The organism is Micromonospora sp. NPDC005161, from assembly GCF_053599855.1.
On record NZ_JBSFYQ010000032.1, the window covers coordinates 72,926 to 89,808 of the forward strand.

At 67.6% G+C, this 16,883-nt stretch carries 19 protein-coding genes and 5 pseudogenes; 13 read left to right on the forward strand and 11 right to left on the reverse strand.

The window, feature by feature from the left end; all coding sequences use genetic code 11:
- Window positions 1-125: 125 nt before the first annotated feature.
- Window positions 126-566, reverse strand: a complete 441-nt coding sequence (locus ACWD5O_RS26420; RefSeq protein WP_450086876.1) for a hypothetical protein — start codon at window positions 564-566, stop codon at window positions 126-128.
- Between the two features lie 69 nt (window positions 567-635).
- Here ACWD5O_RS26420 and ACWD5O_RS26425 point away from each other — a divergent pair, with 69 nt between their 5' ends.
- The 3 genes and pseudogenes from ACWD5O_RS26425 to istA all read left to right on the forward strand — a co-directional run.
- Window positions 636-1,130, forward strand: a complete 495-nt coding sequence (locus ACWD5O_RS26425) for a hypothetical protein (RefSeq protein ID WP_354968550.1) — start codon at window positions 636-638, stop codon at window positions 1,128-1,130.
- A gap of 386 nt (window positions 1,131-1,516) precedes the next feature.
- Window positions 1,517-3,055, forward strand: coding sequence for an ISL3 family transposase (locus tag ACWD5O_RS26430; protein ID WP_450086877.1), 1,539 nt, complete (start codon window positions 1,517-1,519; stop codon window positions 3,053-3,055).
- 94 nt (window positions 3,056-3,149) lie between these two features.
- A pseudogene (istA, locus tag ACWD5O_RS26435) lies at window positions 3,150-4,073 on the forward strand (IS21 family transposase); the annotation flags it as partial.
- Between the two features lie 78 nt (window positions 4,074-4,151).
- Here istA and ACWD5O_RS26440 read toward each other — a convergent pair.
- The 4 genes and pseudogenes from ACWD5O_RS26440 to ACWD5O_RS26455 all read right to left on the reverse strand — a co-directional run bounded on the left by ACWD5O_RS26440 (window position 4,152) and on the right by ACWD5O_RS26455 (window position 7,020).
- The gene (locus ACWD5O_RS26440) at window positions 4,152-4,754 is read right to left on the reverse strand and encodes an MBL fold metallo-hydrolase (RefSeq protein ID WP_354968549.1); all 603 of its coding nucleotides are present in this window, start codon (window positions 4,752-4,754) and stop codon (window positions 4,152-4,154) included.
- 40 nt (window positions 4,755-4,794) lie between these two features.
- The gene (locus ACWD5O_RS26445) at window positions 4,795-6,006 is read right to left on the reverse strand and encodes an MFS transporter (RefSeq protein WP_450086878.1); all 1,212 of its coding nucleotides are present in this window, start codon (window positions 6,004-6,006) and stop codon (window positions 4,795-4,797) included.
- A 105-nt stretch (window positions 6,007-6,111) separates the two neighbouring features.
- Window positions 6,112-6,339, reverse strand: a pseudogene (locus ACWD5O_RS26450) (transposase); the annotation flags it as partial.
- Between the two features lie 54 nt (window positions 6,340-6,393).
- Complete coding sequence (locus ACWD5O_RS26455; RefSeq protein WP_387330424.1) at window positions 6,394-7,020, reverse strand: mycothiol-dependent nitroreductase Rv2466c family protein; 627 nt, start codon at window positions 7,018-7,020, stop codon at window positions 6,394-6,396.
- A gap of 335 nt (window positions 7,021-7,355) precedes the next feature.
- Here ACWD5O_RS26455 and ACWD5O_RS26460 point away from each other — a divergent pair.
- The 3 genes and pseudogenes from ACWD5O_RS26460 to ACWD5O_RS26470 form a co-directional block, all read left to right on the forward strand.
- A pseudogene (locus tag ACWD5O_RS26460) lies at window positions 7,356-7,646 on the forward strand (transposase); the annotation flags it as partial.
- Window positions 7,643-8,056 (forward strand): IS3 family transposase, encoded by a 414-nt coding sequence (locus ACWD5O_RS26465; RefSeq protein WP_387330427.1) that lies wholly within the window; start codon window positions 7,643-7,645, stop codon window positions 8,054-8,056. The pseudogene ACWD5O_RS26460 and the gene ACWD5O_RS26465, both read left to right, overlap by 4 nt.
- A 29-nt stretch (window positions 8,057-8,085) precedes the next feature.
- Window positions 8,086-8,562, forward strand: a complete 477-nt coding sequence (locus tag ACWD5O_RS26470) for a peroxiredoxin family protein (protein ID WP_387330429.1) — start codon at window positions 8,086-8,088, stop codon at window positions 8,560-8,562.
- 129 nt (window positions 8,563-8,691) lie between these two features.
- Here ACWD5O_RS26470 and ACWD5O_RS26475 read toward each other — a convergent pair.
- The 5 genes and pseudogenes from ACWD5O_RS26475 to ACWD5O_RS26495 all read right to left on the reverse strand — a co-directional run.
- Window positions 8,692-9,114, reverse strand: a pseudogene (locus ACWD5O_RS26475) (helix-turn-helix domain-containing protein); the annotation flags it as partial.
- Window positions 9,078-9,743 carry a transposase gene (locus ACWD5O_RS26480; RefSeq protein WP_449939280.1) on the reverse strand — a complete coding sequence of 222 codons (666 nt, stop codon included), beginning with the start codon at window positions 9,741-9,743 and terminating at the stop codon, window positions 9,078-9,080. The gene ACWD5O_RS26480 and the pseudogene ACWD5O_RS26475, both read right to left, overlap by 37 nt.
- Window positions 9,744-9,949: 206 nt before the next feature.
- Window positions 9,950-10,345, reverse strand: a complete 396-nt coding sequence (locus ACWD5O_RS26485; protein WP_387331149.1) for an MmcQ/YjbR family DNA-binding protein — start codon at window positions 10,343-10,345, stop codon at window positions 9,950-9,952.
- A 122-nt stretch (window positions 10,346-10,467) separates the two neighbouring features.
- Entirely contained in the window at window positions 10,468-11,121 is a 654-nt protein-coding gene (locus tag ACWD5O_RS26490; protein WP_354968546.1) for a nitroreductase family protein, read from the reverse strand.
- Window positions 11,122-11,161: 40 nt separating this feature from the next.
- The gene (locus ACWD5O_RS26495; RefSeq protein ID WP_354968545.1) at window positions 11,162-11,704 is read right to left on the reverse strand and encodes a carboxymuconolactone decarboxylase family protein; all 543 of its coding nucleotides are present in this window, start codon (window positions 11,702-11,704) and stop codon (window positions 11,162-11,164) included.
- 284 nt (window positions 11,705-11,988) lie between these two features.
- On the opposite strand from ACWD5O_RS26495, the gene ACWD5O_RS26500 reads away from it, so the two are divergent.
- Both ACWD5O_RS26500 and ACWD5O_RS26505 read left to right on the forward strand, forming a co-directional pair.
- Entirely contained in the window at window positions 11,989-12,633 is a 645-nt protein-coding gene (locus tag ACWD5O_RS26500; RefSeq protein ID WP_354968544.1) for a TetR/AcrR family transcriptional regulator, read from the forward strand.
- Between the two features lie 288 nt (window positions 12,634-12,921).
- Window positions 12,922-13,086, forward strand: a complete 165-nt coding sequence (locus tag ACWD5O_RS26505; protein WP_354968543.1) for a hypothetical protein — start codon at window positions 12,922-12,924, stop codon at window positions 13,084-13,086.
- 265 nt (window positions 13,087-13,351) lie between these two features.
- Here the strand turns inward: ACWD5O_RS26505 and ACWD5O_RS26510 are convergent.
- Window positions 13,352-13,561 (reverse strand): annotated as a pseudogene (locus tag ACWD5O_RS26510) (integrase core domain-containing protein); the annotation flags it as partial.
- Here ACWD5O_RS26510 and ACWD5O_RS26515 point away from each other — a divergent pair.
- The 5 genes from ACWD5O_RS26515 to ACWD5O_RS26535 all read left to right on the forward strand — a co-directional run bounded on the left by ACWD5O_RS26515 (window position 13,479) and on the right by ACWD5O_RS26535 (window position 16,606).
- Window positions 13,479-14,156 (forward strand): metal ABC transporter permease, encoded by a 678-nt coding sequence (locus ACWD5O_RS26515; RefSeq protein ID WP_450086879.1) that lies wholly within the window; start codon window positions 13,479-13,481, stop codon window positions 14,154-14,156. The pseudogene ACWD5O_RS26510 and the gene ACWD5O_RS26515 overlap by 83 nt on opposite strands.
- Window positions 14,137-14,472 carry a metalloregulator ArsR/SmtB family transcription factor gene (locus ACWD5O_RS26520; protein WP_387330495.1) on the forward strand — a complete coding sequence of 112 codons (336 nt, stop codon included), beginning with the start codon at window positions 14,137-14,139 and terminating at the stop codon, window positions 14,470-14,472. Before ACWD5O_RS26515 ends, ACWD5O_RS26520 begins: the two co-directional genes overlap by 20 nt.
- Window positions 14,473-14,699: 227 nt before the next feature.
- Window positions 14,700-14,966, forward strand: coding sequence for a trimeric intracellular cation channel family protein (locus tag ACWD5O_RS26525; protein ID WP_387330498.1), 267 nt, complete (start codon window positions 14,700-14,702; stop codon window positions 14,964-14,966).
- 8 nt (window positions 14,967-14,974) lie between these two features.
- Window positions 14,975-15,322 carry a trimeric intracellular cation channel family protein gene (locus ACWD5O_RS26530; protein WP_387330501.1) on the forward strand — a complete coding sequence of 116 codons (348 nt, stop codon included), beginning with the start codon at window positions 14,975-14,977 and terminating at the stop codon, window positions 15,320-15,322.
- A 96-nt stretch (window positions 15,323-15,418) separates the two neighbouring features.
- Entirely contained in the window at window positions 15,419-16,606 is a 1,188-nt protein-coding gene (locus ACWD5O_RS26535) for a low temperature requirement protein A (RefSeq protein WP_387330504.1), read from the forward strand.
- The last annotated feature ends 277 nt before the right edge of the window (window positions 16,607-16,883 follow it).

The following is a 16,883-nucleotide window of genomic DNA, read 5'->3' on the forward strand; positions in this document are numbered from 1 at the left end:
CCAAGACCGCGATCCGCTGCCAGCGTAGGCCCCCGGGCGACAGCGCGGCGCCCGGCAGCGTCGCCGCGCTGGCCTCGCCGGACTGCCCGCAGTGTCCAACCGGCCAGCCGACGTCGCGGCTGGGATCAGTGGCCGTCGCAGCCGGGATAGTCCGATAGGCGCCGACGCGGGTCGGCATTGAGCCACCGCAGCCTGTGCATGTACGCGGCCACGTCCGGGTCGTCCTCGTCGTGCTGCGCTGTCCCGGTCGATGTCGGCCGCTCCGCTGGGCCCGTGTCCGTTTCGCCACGATGAAATGACCAGGAGAGCCCGACAGTCGCCGTTGCCGCAGATGTGTAAGCCTCAGACGTGCGGGCAGCTCGGCTGAGGCGCTCCCGCACCACGCGGGTCCAGAAGAACACGCCGAAGGCGGCGAACAGCGGCCACTGCAATGCGTACCCGTAACTGCGGCCGCTGCCTTGCAGCGCGTGGTGCCACTGCCACCAGCCCAAACGTAGGCATGTCGCAGCGGCCACACCGATAATCAGGTGGCCGAGCAGCCACGGCGGTCTGAGCCAAGCCGACATGCCGCCACAATAACTCCCCAAGCGGATGGTTCTCTACCTGAGTGACCAATCATGACATACTGTGACGGAGTGAAGGCTTTCCCCGTTGCCCTCGACTCAGGCGAGACCGCGAGCCTGAGGCTGGATGGTACGACGGTCTTTATCACGTCGGCCGCGTTGCGGTGGCGGCGTCTGCTGCGCTGGTCTGCGGGGTCGGTGCTGGTCTGCATGGTTCTTGGGGCGGTCTCCAACGGCGTCACCCACGCCGTGAACGAACGAGCTGGGCAGTGGCTGATCGGCGCCGCCGTGACTGTCGTCGTTGCCGGCGCCGTTGGCGCTACGGCCGCAGCAGTTCAAATCTGGCACGCCGAGCGTCGACCCGCCGAGAGCCTAAGTGCCGCCGATGTGACCTTCGCGCGCAGTGACGCGATCCACGGTCGAGTCACCGTGACCGTCGAATGCGTTGACGGGGCCACCCGCCAATTCAGAGCGAGCGGCGCGGCAGGCCTCCGTACCGCGCAAATGTTCGCGCGGATGCTCTCCGCCGCGGCCTCGACCGACCAGACCTCCGCCCCGATCCCGTAGCGCCTGCCTGCCTATGGACGCGTGACTTCACGGTAGTGGCAAGTCGCTGGTGCGGTGCTGTGGTCGAGGGGTGCGGCGGCGTGCGGTGGCGGGTTGCGCGGCGGCGGTGATGATCGCGGGTGAAGTCGGCGGCAGAGAAGCGCAGGTGCTTACCGAGCAAGGTGCGCGGAATTTGGCGGCGGGCGGCGTAGCGGCGTAGCCAGGACTCGTAGCAGCGCTGCGGCTTCGGCCGGTTGTCGGCTCCGCCTGAAAACTGGATCTGGCCCACTTTCCGTGATCGGGACTGACCCGGATCAGTGCGCCGGATCCACTGTGTAGGGTGCGTCGTGCGATCGGCTGATCTTGTTGCGGTCCTGCCTCATCTGGCACCTGTCGTGGTTGAGCGAGTGGACCGGCAGTCGGCTGGCCTGCGGATATGGGCGCGGGCGCGAGCCCGCCGTGCGGCGTGTACCGGTTGTGGACGCCGGGCCCGGCGGGTTCATAGCCGCTACGAACGTCGACTCAGCGATGCCGCGGTGGCTGGCCAGCCGGTGGAGATCCGGTTACGGGTCCGCCGGTTCTTCTGCGACACGGTGCGCTGCCCGGTCCGCACGTTCGCCGAGCAGGTCACCGGGTTGACCTCCAGATATGGACGGCGTAGTCCGCTACTTCGCCACACGCTGGAGAAGATCGGGGTGGCTCTTGCCGGTCGCGCGGGTGCCCGGCTGGCCGACCGCCTCGGCCTGGTGACCAGCCGCAGCAGCGTCCTGCGGCTGGTCCGCGCCCTGCCCGACCCGCCGGTCCGGACGCTCACCGCGGTGGGCGTGGATGACTTCGCCCTGCGCCGAGGCCACCGCTATGCGACGGTGCTGGTCGACGTCGACACCCGCCGGCCGGTCGACCTGCTACCCGATCGCGAAGCGGCCACCCTCGCCACGTGGCTGGGGCAGCATCCGACCGTGCAGGTCATCTGCCGAGATCGCGCCAACGCCTACGCCGAGGGAGCCCGCACGGGTGCGCCCCAGGCCATCCAGGTGGCCGACCGGTGGCATCTGTGGCACAACCTCGCCGAACACGTCGAGAAGACCGTCGCCCGCCACCACCGCTGCCTCACCATCGCACCGCCGCAGCCCGCACCGACGGCCACGGCGGACCTGACCCAGGTTGCCGTCGATGCCACTGCCCAACGGGCAGAGCAGGGACTGTTGGTGCCTCGGACCCGGCGCCGTTACGAACAGGTTCAGGCGCTCTGGGCTGAGGGCCACAGCATCCGGGAGATCACCCGGCGACTCGACCTGGCCCGCGGAACCGTGCGCCGCTTCGCCCGCGCCGGCAGCATCGATGAGCTCCTGGCCAAACCTCGCGCCGGTCGGCCCAGCATCCTCGATGACCACCTCGACTTCCCGCATCAACGCCTCAACGATGGCATCACCAACGCCACTGAACTGTTCGCCGAGATCCGCGTCCGTGGCTACAGCGGCAGTGCCACCACCCTGCGTACCTACCTGCAACCCCTGCGAGCCGCCGCCACGCCACCACCAGCCCGGCCCCGGCCGCCGAAGGTCCGCCGGATCACCGCCTGGCTGCTGCGTCACCCCGACACGCTGCACCCCGAGGACCACACGGGCCTCGCCACGATCCGGGCTGCCTGCCCGCATCTGAACGCTCTGGCCGACCACGTCAACGCGCTCGCGGAGATACTCACCCGCCGGCGCGGGCACCGCCTCAACGCCTGGATCACTGCCGTGACCGCAGACGACCAACCCGACCTGCACTCATTCATCGCCGGCCTACGCCGTGACTACGACGCCGTCCTCAACGGTCTGACCCTTCCCCACAGCTCCGGCGTCGTCGAGGGCCACGTCAACCGCATCAAGATGATCAAACGACAGATGTATGGCCGCGCCAACCTCGACCTGCTCCGCAAGCGAGTCCTGCTGGCCTGACCGGATCAGTCCCGATCACGGAAAGTGGGCCAGATCCTGAAAACTGACCACGTGGTTCCGGCTGAATCGGGACCATCTCCTGAAGCATCGGGAGGTGCTGAGCGTGGAGGACTGGGCGAAGATCCGGCGGCTGCGGCGGTCGGAGGGCATGGCGATCCAGGCCATCGCACGGCGGTTGAGGATGTCTCGCAACACCGTGAAGAAGGCCCTGGCCAGTGACGAGCCGCCGCGGTATCGGCGGGCGACGAAGGGTTCGATCGTGGACGGGGTCGAGCCGCAGATCAGGGCGTTGTTGGCGGAGTTCCCGGACATGCCCTCGACGGTGATCATGGAACGGGTCGGCTGGACTCGGGGCAAGACGGTGTTCTGCGATCGGGTGCAGCAGCTGCGGCCGTTGTTCCGCCGCCCGGACCCGGCCCAGCGAACGGAGTATCTGCCGGGTGAGCTGGCGCAGTGTGATCTGTGGTTCCCGCCGGCGGACGTGTCGTTGGGCTTCGGGCAGGTCGGCAGGCCTCCGGTGTTGGTGATGGTGTCGGGGTATTCGCGGTGGCTGTCGGCGGTGATGATCCCGTCCCGGCAGTCGGCGGACCTGCTGGGCGGGCACTGGACGCTGATCTCCGGGTGGGACCGGACGCCCAAGGCGTTGGTGTGGGACAACGAGTCCGCTGTCGGGCAGTGGCGGGCCGGCAGGCCGCAGTTGACGGAGGCGATGAACGCCTTCCGCGGCACCCTCGGCATCAAGGTGATCCAGTGCCGGCCGGCGGACCCGGAGGCCAAGGGCCTGGTCGAGCGGGCCAACGGCTATCTGGAGACCTCGTTCCTGCCCGGCCGCCGGTTCGCCTCGCCGCAGGACTTCAATGCCCAACTCACCGAGTGGTTGGTGCGGGCGAACAACCGCCAGCACCGAATGTTGGGCTGCCGACCCGTGGACCGGTGGGACGCCGACCGGGCCGCGATGCTGTCGCTGCCGCCGGTCGCGCCGGTGGTTGGCTGGCAACAAACCACACGGTTGCCTCGGATCTTGCGTAGGTCGTAAGCGGCTTGCCGGACGGTGTAGTCGCTGTTGCCGGTCATGGTGTGCACCTTGGCGTCTAGGCTAGGGCTTGAGCGATTCGCCGGGAGTCAGGTAGCGGTAGCGGTCGCCGGCCTTTTCGCCGAGCCAACCGTTGACGCTGGCGAGACCGCGTTCGTTGAGTTGGGCGTCGTGGATGGCGATCGCCCGTCGCGGGTCGACCGCCTTGACGAAGTCGATCGCCTCGACCAGCTTCAGCCATGAGCCCTGCGCCGGCACCAGGAGCGTCTCGACCGGCTGCTCCGGGACGTGCAGTGAGTCGCCCGGGTGATAGAGCGCGTCCTCGACGAGGTAGCCCAGGTTGGCGCAGTCCGGCTGTCCGCCGTAGATGAACGCGTGCCGGCCGCCCACCGCTCGTACCCGGAACCCGGCCGGGGTGAACTCCTCGCCCGCAGACACTCCGGTCACCGCGAGCCGCGGGAGGTCCGCCTCGGCCGGTGCGTAGACCGGCACGCCGAGCCCGGCCAGCCGTAATACGTCGGCGTGGTCGGCGTGTTCATGCGTCACCAGCACCGCGTCGGCGCCGGCCAGGGCGGCCGGTTCGCTCCAGATGCCGGGGTCGATGACGAGCACCCGCCCGTCGTGTTCGAGTCGCACGCAGGCATGGGTGTACTTGGTGATCCGCATGCTGTATTAAGGTCCGCCGGCCGGCCGGGCCCCAGCGACTTCACCCCGGTGCCCGGATGGTCCGTTTCCGAGCGTTCCCGACCAGGCCGATCAGGGCGATCGCGGCCAGCACGATAACGAAGATGGTGAACTCGTTCGCGGTGCGGCGCAGGCCGCCCCCGTGCACCACCAGGAAGCCGGCGATGACGGCGGGCAGGCCGAGGGCCACATAGCAGATGATGTAGATCAGGGAGAGCACGCTCGCCCGTTCGTGCGCCTCGACCAGCGGCATCACCGTCTTGAGACCGCCCTGGAAGGTGCCGCCGAAGCCGATGCCGGCGAGCACGACGCCGACGAAGAAGACCGCGATGGAGTTGGCGTCGATCGCGACCATCGTAATGATCATGCCAAGGATGAGAGTGGCGATTCCGGTGAGCATCGAGGTCCGCGCGGTTGCGTTGCGCAGCACGAAGACGGCGGCGGACGAGACGCCGGTGAAGACGAAGATCGCCACCCCGCCGATCGCGATCGAGGTGGGGCCGAGTAAGCGGACGAGCGCCGGACCGAGGGCGCCGAAGAAGCTCAGCAGCGACCACCCGGCGACGAACACCGGAGCGGCCACCAGCATCGGCCCGCGTATGGTGCGGGGCAGGCTGATTTCCGGCAACAGGCTCCGTACCGCGCCGGGCTTGGCGGTGACCGTCTCGGGCATCAGCACCACCCCGACGGCCTGGATCAGCAGGACCACCAGCAGGACGATGTAGATCAGTCGGGTCGGTGCGGGCAGGAACTGGACGAGAAGCGCCGAGAGGAGGGCGCCGAGGCCGCCCCCGATACCCGGGGCGATCGAGTTGGCGAGCGTGCCCCGGGCGCGGTTGACGTCCAGCATGGCCGCCCCGATCGCGCCGATGGCGAGGCCGACCGCGAGCCCTTGCACGATACGGGCCGCCAGCAGCGTGGGTACACCGTTGGCGAGGATGAAGATGATCAGCGAGATCATCTGGATCGCGATCGCGACGATCAGGACCGGCCGCCGCCCGACATGGTCGGAGAGCTTGCCGGCGGTCAGCAGCGAGCCGAGTACCGCGACGGCGTAGACGCCGAACACGACGGTGGTGACGATCGGGGAGAAATGCCAGGCCGCCTGGTAGGTCGAGTAGAGGGGGGTCGGGGCGAACGAGGAGGCGAGGAACGACACGAGGATCGAGGCGAGCAGGAACAGGGTGAGGTTCGGCCCGAGATGGCCCCGCCGGAGGGTGCTGCCGCTGCTCATCTCAATTGCTCCTCGCGGTCAACGTCGGCTGCGTCACGGTGAAGTCCCGTTCCTCGGGCGCCAAGTACCCGGTACCGCCGCTGACATGCGGATGGCGAGGCTAGCTAGGCGCCGCCAGCAGGTCATCCCTGACCCGAACCCCAGTTCCTGGGGCAGGAACTCCCAGGGAATCCCGGTGTGCAGCACGAACAGGATCCCGCACAACGCCTTGCGGTCATCCAGCCGTTTACGGCCGGGATACCGGTACCGGCGCTGGTGGGCGGGCAGGAGCGGTTCGATGCGCTGCCACAGCCCGTCCGGCAGGATCCACGGCGGCTGTTGGCCCTTCCTCATGACCGAGCCGACTACCCCGCGACCGGCCTGCCAACCTCATTGCGTTAGGGGTTCTTAGTCGAAGCGCAGGCTGCCCGTCCGTTCCCGCTTCAGCTCGAAGAAGCCCGGGTGTGCCGAGAGGGTCCGCACTGCGTCGAAGAGCCGCGCCGCCTCCTCGCCCCGCGGGATGCTGTTCATCACCGGGCCGAAGAAGGCCGTTCCGTCGATGTGCATCGTGGGCGTGCCCACATAACCGCCCGCCGCAGGATCCTTGCCCGCGTCGTGGCTGCGCTGGAGGGCGGCGTCGTACTCGGCCGAACGCGCTGCCTCCGCGAGGCTCGCGGGGAGCCCGAGCTCGGCCAGGGACTCGGCAGCGACCGCGTCGAAGTCCTCCATTCCCTTATCGTGAATGCGGGTGCCGAAGGCGGTGTAGAGGCCGCGGAGTACGTCCTCGGAGTGGTGCTCGACCGCGGCCGTGGCGACGCGGACCAGGCCGCGGGAGCGATCGACAAGATCGCGATACCAGCCGGGCAGCTCGTTGCCCTCGTTGTGCAGATACAGGCTCATGACGTGAAACCGGACGTCAAGGTCGCGCAGCGGCTCCACCTCGAGGATCCACCGCGAGGTGATCCAGGCGAAAGGGCAGGCGGGGTCGAAGTAGAAGTCGACTCGGGTCTGCGGCGTGGGTGCTTCACCTGTCATGGCAGCGATGTTATCGCACGGATTGGAACATGCTTAAGGTCCAATACCATGACGAAATCCTGGTCCACTTCGGCGGCCCTGGGCGTGGATCTCCATCTGGACCCGGCCCCCCGGCGAGCGGCCGCCGGTCCGGGCTCGAACAGGCGCTCCGGGATGCCATCCGCACCGGGCGGCTCGCCCCGCACACCCGGATGCCCGCCACCCGCAAGCTGGACGCCGAACTCGGCCTGTCCCGGGGGGACGGTGCAGGTGAGGTTCCCCCGGTAGCTCGGAGGCTTTCGATCCTGCTCTGATAGAGCGGAAGGGAGTCCTCCGAGGTCGCCCAGAAGAAGTACCCCGACGAGCTGCGGGCTCGGGCGGTGCGGTTGTACCGGGAGTCTGATCCCAGGCCGGTGATCCGGCAGTTGGCCGCCCAGCTTGGCGTGCATCACGAGGCGCTGCGCAACTGGATCCGCCAGGACGAGGCCGACCGCGGCGAGCGCGGCGACCGCCCCACCACCTCGAAGCTGGAGGAGTTGCGGCACCTGCACAAGGAGAACGCCGAGCTCAAGCGAGCCAACGAAATCTTGAAGGCGGCGAGCGCTTTTTTCGCCCTGGAACTCGACCCGACCCGGCGACGGTCATGAGGCTCGTGGACGAGCTGCGTGACCGCTTCGGGGTCGAGCCCGTCCTCCGGGTGATCGGCGTGGCCACGTCAACGTTCTACGGCTGGCTCGCTCAGGCCGCCAGCCCGTCGCAGCGCCGCCGTGACGACGCCGAGCTGCTCGACCAGATCCGGGCGGTGCACGACCGGTCGGGCGGCACCTACGGCAGCCCGCGGGTGCACGCGATGCTGCGTCGCCGGGGCTGGCGCATCGGCCGCGAACGGGTCGAGCGGCCGATGCGCGCCGACGGCCGGCAGGGCGCCTTCCTGCGCAAGAAGTGGCGCCCGCCGTCCTCGCGTTCTGATCCGAAGGCCACGCCGGCGCCGGACCTGGTCTGCCGCAACTTCACCGCGGTCGTCAGTCCAGTTTTCGCGGTGTTGACTCAATCGTGATCGTGGACCGGCTGACAAGGAGACGCATCATGGCTCGACTCGACAACGGCCAGACCTTCCCGACCCTCGAGGTGCCGCGTACCGGCGGGGGCGCCCTCCGGCTACCCGACGAGTTCGCCGGGCACTACGGCGTCGTACTGATCTACCGGGGCTCCTGGTGCCCCTACTGCACCGCCCAGCTCGCGGCGTTCCAGCGCGCCACCGACACCCTCACCGCACTCGACGTCCAGGTCGCCGCGCTCTCCGTCGACGATGAACCAACCACCAAGGCGCTGGTCGACAAGCACCACCTCGCATTCCCCGTCGGCCACAGCGCGGACGCCGAGCAGGTCGCCGCCCTGACCGGCGCGTACCTCAACGACGACCCCCGTCACCTGCAGTCGACCGGCTTCGTCCTCGGCCCGGACGGCTCCGTACTCAACGCCGTCTACTCCAGCGGCGCCATCGGCCGCCTCGTACCGGAGGACGTCGCCGGGCTGGTGCGCTACCTGCGCTCCCACGCCTGACACCATGGCCCCGCCGCGGCCGGCCATGCTGGAGTGCGCGCACAGACACCCCATCGTGGCCGGGTACGCGGTGGACACCAGCCGCGGGAACCGCCACCCGTGGAAGCAGGACAAGGCCGGACCCACGCCCCGTAAGCGGGCGGTAAGGGTGTCAGACCAGGCCGCCGGGCTAGCGTTGTCGGCCGCCAGCCGCCGCGGCTTCGGGCGCCGTCGGCGCACATGAGCCTGGTTGTGTGCACACCACGGCTGATACCGGCCGTCGGGTTTGCGGTTGCGAGCGATCTCCCGGTACACGCTCTGGTAACTCTTGCCGATCCGGGCGGCGATCGACTTGACCTGCTCTCCTCGGGCGAGCCCGTCGGCGATCTCGATCCTGTCGTCCTGACTCAGATACCGCCCGCTGATCGGGGTTTCGACATAGCTCACGCTGCCAGCGTCGATGAACCACAATGATCCACAACTCAGCGACACGCCCACTTCCTGGGCGGCTCGAGCACCCAGCACTCCTGTCCTGATCAGTTCGAAATAGCGACGCTTGACGTCCGTCGACATCTTGTTCGGCGCGTATCTCGGCATGCGAACCCCGTCCCATCAGGATTCGCAACGACCAGTAGAAACCGCCCCGGGTCCAAGGGGCGGTTCTGCCACTCGGTCATGCCCTCGATGACCTTGTCGGTGATCGTGGAGATCGTCTGCCGGGACACGTCCGCGCCATACACCTCGGCCAGGTGGGCCTGGATCTCCCCCGTGGTCAAACCCTTGGCCGACAACGAAATCACCATGTCCTCGACCCCAGACAACCGGCGCTGACGCTTCCGCACGATCTGCGGCTCGAACGTGCCGTCACGGTCCCGGGGCACCTCAATTTGCACCGGTCCGACCTCCGTCAGCACCGTCTTGCCCCGCACCCCGTTGCGGGAGTTCCCACCGTTGTTCCCGGCTGGGTCGCCCTTGTCATAGCCCAGGTGATCGGTGATCTCCCCATCGAGAGCGGCTTCCAGGACACGCTTGGTCAGCTGCTGCAGCAGCCCGCCCTCGCCGGTGAGCTGCAGACCCGCCGCACGGGCCTGTTCCACCACCTGAGCGACGAGCTGATCGTCGACCCCGTCTCCCACCGGCCGCGCCGGTCCACGCTTCGCCACCTGATCAGTATCGACCTCGGTGATCACGACATCCGTCATCAGGTGCTGCTCCTTGACCAGGAGTTACACCGTTCGTTTTACAGTCCCGTTCGATCGGGCGGTCGTCGAGGACGTGTGCCTCGATGAGGATGCCGACGGTGAGGTCCTCGTCGTTGCGGCCGGCCACGTAAGGGCGCCATGCGCCGGTGCGGGCGCTGCTCGGATGAGGGGCAACAGCGCTCTGGGCGCGGTCGGCGTCAGCGTGATCAGTCGGCGGAGGGCGGGACGCGGAACGAAGCGGGATTGACGGGACGGCTCTGCTTCGGCAGGCCGGCGACGACGAGGAGGTACGACTCGGTCACGAATTTGTCGACAAGCGCGGGCTCGACGTCCGCACCCGCCCGCACCGTGATCCAGTGCTTCTTGTTCATGTGGTAGCCGGGCGAGATGCTCGCGTGAGCTGCGCGGAGCGCCTCCGCGTCGGATGGATCCGCTTTCAGGATCACGACGGGCTCGCCGGGCATGGACGTCTGCAGCATGAACACCTTGCCGCCGACTTTCCATACCTCCCAGTCGCCGGTGAACTGGTGTGTGTGCTCGGAGCCGGGAAGCTCGGCGGCGCGGGCCGCGGCTCGATCCTGCACTGCCTTATCAATCTGCATCTTGACCTCCTCGAAGTCCTTAGGGGGTCGATTGCCGGGCGTCCGTCGAGGAGGTGCGGACGCCGGGCAACCGAGTCGAAGTGAACGGGGCCGGCACCGCGATCCGATGTCCGCCCCGTCCGTCACATGTGCGTGAAGATCTTCTCCGCGTCGAACCGCGAGACCGGCTGGCGGGAGACCCGAGCCTCGTCGGGGTAGCCGAGCACCAGAAGCAGCGTGGTCGTGTAGTCGGTGTCGGTCAGGTCGAAGGCCGCGTCCACGGTCGTGCGGTCGAAGCCCTCCATCGGCGTCGCGTCCACCCCGAGGGATGCGGCGGCCATCATCGTGGCGCCGACGACGAGGTAGGTGTTCTTCTCAAGCCAGTGGAGCACGTCCCCGCCATAGTTCTCCGTCTGGATCTCCACGAAGTTGGAGGCGCCCGCCTCCCATCCCTTCTGGATCTCCGGGTCGGCGAAGCGCCCGTCGGCGCGCTCCTTCTCGAAGATCTCCTGCAGGTGCGTGTCGGGGATGTCCTTGCGCGTCGTGAAGACGATGGCGTGCGACGCGTTGCGCACCTTCTCCGCGTTGTCCGCGAAGCGGCCGACCAGTGCGTCCGCGAGCTTGTCCTTGCCATCCTGCGTCTCCAGCACGTGGAAACGGTTCGGCTGGATGTTGATCGTCGTCGGCGAGGTGTGCAGGTAACGCAGCAGCTGCTGGAACGTCTCCTCCGGGATCCTCTTGCTCGGGTCGAAGTAGCGGGTGAGGTGCTTCGTGATCAGCTTGTCGAGATTCAACATCGTGCTTTCTGTCGTTTGAACCGGCGGGTGGAGAGGAAAGTCAGGCCGACTGGTGGTCGGCGCCGGGGACGTCGACGACGGTGTCGCTGACGTTGTTGAGGTAGTTCGTGAGCAGGGTGACGACCACGATCGTGACGATCGCCTGGATCTCCGGGTCGATATACCCGACCTCGCGGATCGCTGCGAGGTCCTCGTCGCTGACCTGGCCACGCGTCTCGATCACGTGCTGCGCGAACTTCGCGACGGCGGCGCGCTTCGGGTCGCTGGACGTGCCCGTGCGGGCGAGCTCAATCTCCTCCGCCGACATACCGCCGAGGTTCGACGAGATGAAACCGTGGAGTGCCTGGCAGTAGTGGCAGCCGTTCGACTGAGAGACCGCGAGGGCGATCGTGTGGCGCGTCTTCGCGTCCAGGAGCTTCGCGATGCTGCCCTGCAGGCCCATCACGATCTCGAGCACGGTCGGGTTCGCGGCGAGCGTGGTGAACATGCTGGGCGCGAAGCCGAACTGCTTCGCGATGGCGTCGAGGGCGCCCTGCGTCTTCGCGTCCATGTCGGCGCGCGCGGGAGCGGTCAGGCGAGACATGGTGATGAACCTCCGGGTGACTTTACTGGACGATTTCGTCCACTCGCTTGAGTGAACACCATCAAAAATGGGTTCGCAAGCCCAGTTTGTGTTATGTAGATTACATGCAGGTGAACAATGGGGCGGATGCAGCCCAGAAGCTCACTCCCAAGGGCCAGGCCACGCGCGAGCGAATACTGGAACACGCGGCCGCCGCGTGACGTTACTGGACGATTTCGTCCACTCGCTTGAGTGAACATCGTCGGGAATGGGCTCTCAAGCCCAGTTTGTGTTATGTTGATTACATGCAGGTGAACAACGGGGCGGATGCAGCCCAGAAGCTCACTCCCAAGGGCCAGGCCACGCGCGAGCGGATACTGGAGCACGCGGCGGCGTTGATCTACGGCAAAGGGGTCCACGCAACCAACAACGAGCTCGTCCGCCGCGCTGCAGGCGTGAGTGGATCGCAGCTGAGTCACTACTTCCCCACCAAGGAGAGCCTCGTCCTGGCGGTCATCGACTGGCAGGCCGACAGCGTCCTCGGCTTCCATCGCAGCGAACGGTTTGCCAGCTTCGACACCGTCGAGGCCTTCCAGGACTGGACGGACTTCTACGTCCTCTCGGGGCGTCCGTTCGAGGCCGGCTGCAGCCTCGGCTCGCTCGCGAGCGAGATCGTCAAGACCGATCTCGACGTGCAGGACCGGCTCGCGGAGGTGTTCGCGCAGTGGCGCGAGATCTTCCGCGTCGGGCTCGATCGCATGCGGCAACTCGGCCGCATCGACGCGTCCGCCGACCCCGCGCGGCTCGCCGACATGTTCCTCGCGGCGTATCAAGGTGGCATGCTCCTCGCTCAGGTCGCCCGGGACATCGGCCCCCTTCAGGACGCGCTCTCTGCGGCGGTTGACCATCTGCGGACGTTCGTGACGTCTGACGACCAGCACATGGGCTGACCCGGCGCATCCGAGCCTCGGGTGTCGGAGCGCGGAAGGAGGTCTGGCGAGCTGGTAAGACGACCACGTCGGGCGACGCGAAAGGGCGTCCGCTCTGTTAGCAGAATCGGACGGCTCGCCGACATCCAGCCTCACGAATTCATGGGCTCGATGGCGTGACGGCTGATTGCCGGCCCTGACGTAAAGGAGGTGCCGTCCTACCTGGAATGATCTGGATTGCCTAGATCGAGAATCTTCCAGAAGGGCGGCACCTGCCAGGTGAAGCGTACGACATCGACCAGGTTGCGTATGAAGGCTGCGCGTGCCAAACGATTGCGGCGTAAGCGACGCATCGAACAACGCGTCAACGCCTGGGCCCGCGGACTGACGCTGACCACCGGGGCGTCAGGGCTGATCGGTGCGGTCGGCGCCCCGTTGCTGCGGCTGCTGGCCGAACAGTCCGGGCTGCGCTAAGCCAGCCCGGCCACCCTGCGCCGAGTGCTACTCAACGCGCCAGCCCGCCTCGTGCGCCGCGCCCGTAAACGGCTGACCCGCCTCGACGACACCCACCCGCACCAGACCGACCTCATCCTCGCCTGGAACAAGATCCACGCATGGTCACCCCGCCGTAACGGCAATCCCACCCGCCCCGACCAGACGAGAGGCCCCGCCCACCCGGCCCGCGAAGGGGATACCAGGGCCGAACCCGACCACCAGCCGGGCTGTCACCACGCCCGAACATAAGGAGGTTACGGGCCGCCTGGTTGGTCCACGGCCCGTTGGGGTTGGTGGTGATGCCGAGGATGTGCACGTAGCGGCTGTCGACCTCGATGACGAAGAACACGTACAGGCGTTGGAGGGTGAGTGTGCAGTCCACGTGGAAGAAGTCGCAGGCCAGCATGGTCGACGCCTGGGTGCGCAGGAACCGCCAGGTGGTGTGGTCGCGCCGCCGCCCTGCTTGTCGTCATCAGCTCGCCCGTTTCTACCAGTTCTGTTCGTGTCCAGGCAGTAATATCATCACTTCGGGGCGTCGATGCCGCCTCGTCGGATCGATCCTCACGGTCAGCCCGCAGGACCTGGTGACCACTGCGGTGGCGCTCGTCGTCGTCGCGGCCATCCTGCTGGCCTGCGCCCGTCCCCTGCAGCACACCGGCTTCGACCGCACCGGGGCGCAGGCGGCCGGGTTCGCCACCGGTGTCTGGGACGTCGTGCTGCTGCTCACCATCCAGCTGGTGGTCGTGACGATCGTCCCGGCCGTCGGCACGATCCTCGCCCTCGCCCTCATCGTGGCGCCGGCCGCGGCGGCGCGCCAGTGGTCCCACCGGCTGAGCGTCATCACTGCCCTGGCCGTCACGTTCGGCGCTCTCAGCGGTCTCGGCGGCTTGTACGCGTCGAGCCGGTGGAACGTCGCCGCCGGCGCGAGCATCACCCTGACCGCCACCGCGGTCCTGGCGCTGTCCACGGTCCTGTCCCGGCTGATCAAAGCCGGGATCCTGGCGGTCACCGGCTCCGTGCGGTCCAGGCATGAGCACCGCACACCTTGAGGACCTGGGGGCCACGCTGGATCGGGCGATCGTCGTGCTGCGTGGCATGGCGTACGAGCGCCGGTTGCACATCCTCGTGTTGCTGCAGAGCGGCGAGCACACGCCGGCCTCGTTGGCGGAGGCCATGTCCACGGATTCGACGGCCATTGCCCACCATCTGCGGTTCCTCAAGGACGCCCGGCTGATCCGGCGGCAGCGCCGCGGCCGGCATGTCGTTTACATGCTGCACGGGGAGGCCACCAGGCGACTCATCGGGGAAGTGCTGCGCTACGCCGAGAACTCCGCCTGTCGCACGGCGACCAGCTCCGCCACCTAGTCGAAGACGGCCGTCGACTATCCGTGGCACCTGACGTCCGTGGCCGGCCTGCTCGCCGAACTGCAGGAGGCCGGCCTGCACGGTGAGGCCGGCCCATTCGACGTGGTACGGGCCACCGTGGCCGGCTGAGCTCAAGCCGGGGTCGATGGCCGAGGGCTGCGGCCTTGCCGGTCTCAGGCAGCGATCGCGCAGCGCCAGCACCCGGTCGGCGCGGCGATGCTATGGAGATGTCAGCAGGCGCGGTCGTCAACATCCTTGAGTTGGTTGGTCTCTACGTATTCGCCACGTCCGGAGCTTTGATGGCCATCCACAAACGCTTCGACGTCGTGGGAATTGTGGTTCTGGCGATGCTGACCGCGCTCGGTGGCGGTCTCCTACGCGACCTGATCATAGGGGACTCTCCGCCGGCCGCCTTCACGAACGTGAATTATCTGGTGATCCCGCTGATCGCTGTGGGCGTGACCTTCTTCGTCTACCCCCTGCGCAGCGGCTGAACTTCACCGTGCTCGTCTTCGACGCCGCAGGACTGGGGCTGTTCTGCGTCACCGGCACCCTGAAGGCCCTCGAATTCCACCTCGGTTCGATCCAGGCGGTGTTGCTCGGGATCACCACCGCGGTCGGCGGTGGAGTGCTGCGTGACATCACCGCTCGAGAGACGCCGGCGCTGGTCCAGGTTGACACGGATCTTTACTCGATCCCGGCAGCGGCCGGTGCGGTGATCGTTGCTGGTGCACACCAGCTCGACCTGCCGATGCCCGTCATCGCCACCTGCGCGGCGGTGTTCGTGTTCCTGTTCCGCATCGTCGCCATGCTCCGTCACTGGACCGCACCACGAGCCTGGGAACGCTAGGGCTCAGCCAGGGGCTGGGTTGTGCGGCAATGCCCCATCCTGCTGCCCCCGGCGTGATACGAAGTCTGGGCAGGATTGTCCGGAGGATCGGGGGCGGTGGAGCAGGCGCGGTCGGGGTGGATTCTGCGCGGTCAGGACACTCCCCGCCGGATCTCCTACCTGGAACTCCTCTTCGACCTGGGCCTCATCGTCGCGCTCATGCGGCTGTCCGAGCGGCTGTCCGGCGACCTCGGCTGGAATCACGCGCTGGAAACATTGGTGCTGCTCGCCGCGATCTGGTGGGTCTGGACGGTCACCGCGTACACCACCGACTGGTACGACCCCAGCCTGCCGTTGGTCCAGTTGATCGTCCTCGGCGTGCTGTTCGGCGGACTGCTGATGTCGCTGGCGATCAGCAGCGCGTTCGAGGGGGTCAACGGGATCGTCTTCGCTGGGGCGTACGTGGGCCTGCACCTGTATCGCGGGTTCATCCTCATCACCGCCCTGCGGGGTCACGCGCTTCGAAAGCGGTCCATGCGGGTACTCGTCTGGTTCTGTCTGACCGGCGTGCTGTGGCTGGTCGGCGCGTTCCTGCCCAGCCCGATCCGGCTGGTGCTCTGGGCGGTGGCGATCACGACGGACTACGCGGTCGGCCTCTTCGGGTATCCACTGCCCCGGCTCGGCCGTTCAGGCCCGGAGGAACTCCGGGTGGGCGGTGAGCACCTGGCGGAACGCTACCGGCAGATGTTCATCGTCACCCTGGGTGAGATCATCCTCGTCGGAGTGCGGCTGTACGGCGACCCCCCGTTCGTGTCGCTGCAGACGGCGGGAGTGGTCCTGCTCTTCGTCATGACGGTGACGATGTGGCGGATCTACATCGTCTACGTCGCCGGCTATCTCGCTACCGGGATCGACATGGCCAACAGTCCCGGCCGGATCGCGCTGGTCGCGGCGTACGCGCATCTGGTCATGGTCGCCGGTGTGGTGTTGGTCGCCGCCGGTGGTGACATAGTCGCCAGAGACCCCGTCGGGGAGACCAGCCCCACGGAGCTGGCCATCGTGGTCGCCGGTCCGCTGGTGTTCCTCACCGGCCGCACCGTGTACGCGCTGGTGGTGTTCCGGGCGATGCTGTGGCGGCTGCCGCTCGGCGTGGTAGTCCTGTCGCTGGCGGCGCCGATGGCGGGGGGGCTGCCACCGATCCTGGTCGCCGCTGTCATGACCGTTGGAATGATGGCGGTCGCCTTCATCCCACACTGGGGGCAACCGGTGTACCGCACCCGCTGGCACATCCGTACCCGCTGGTGATCCGGCGGTTCGCGGCCGCCGCCGTGCGCATGAGGCATGAGGGACGGGCTTTCCCTCCGCACTGCGCTCAGCACAGTGTGCGGCGCCCGAGCGGATTCGTTTGTTGTGACCCAGGTCGCTCCCGGTGAACTTTCACCTGCCGGTCACGTCCGGAGCACCCGGATACCTCTCGCGTTCATCTAACGACCTCGTGCACGGTTGTAGATGCTTGAGCATCGATGATCGTGCCATGGTTGGTGCTGCGATCATGACGGATCGTCGGATGACAGGGCTGTCC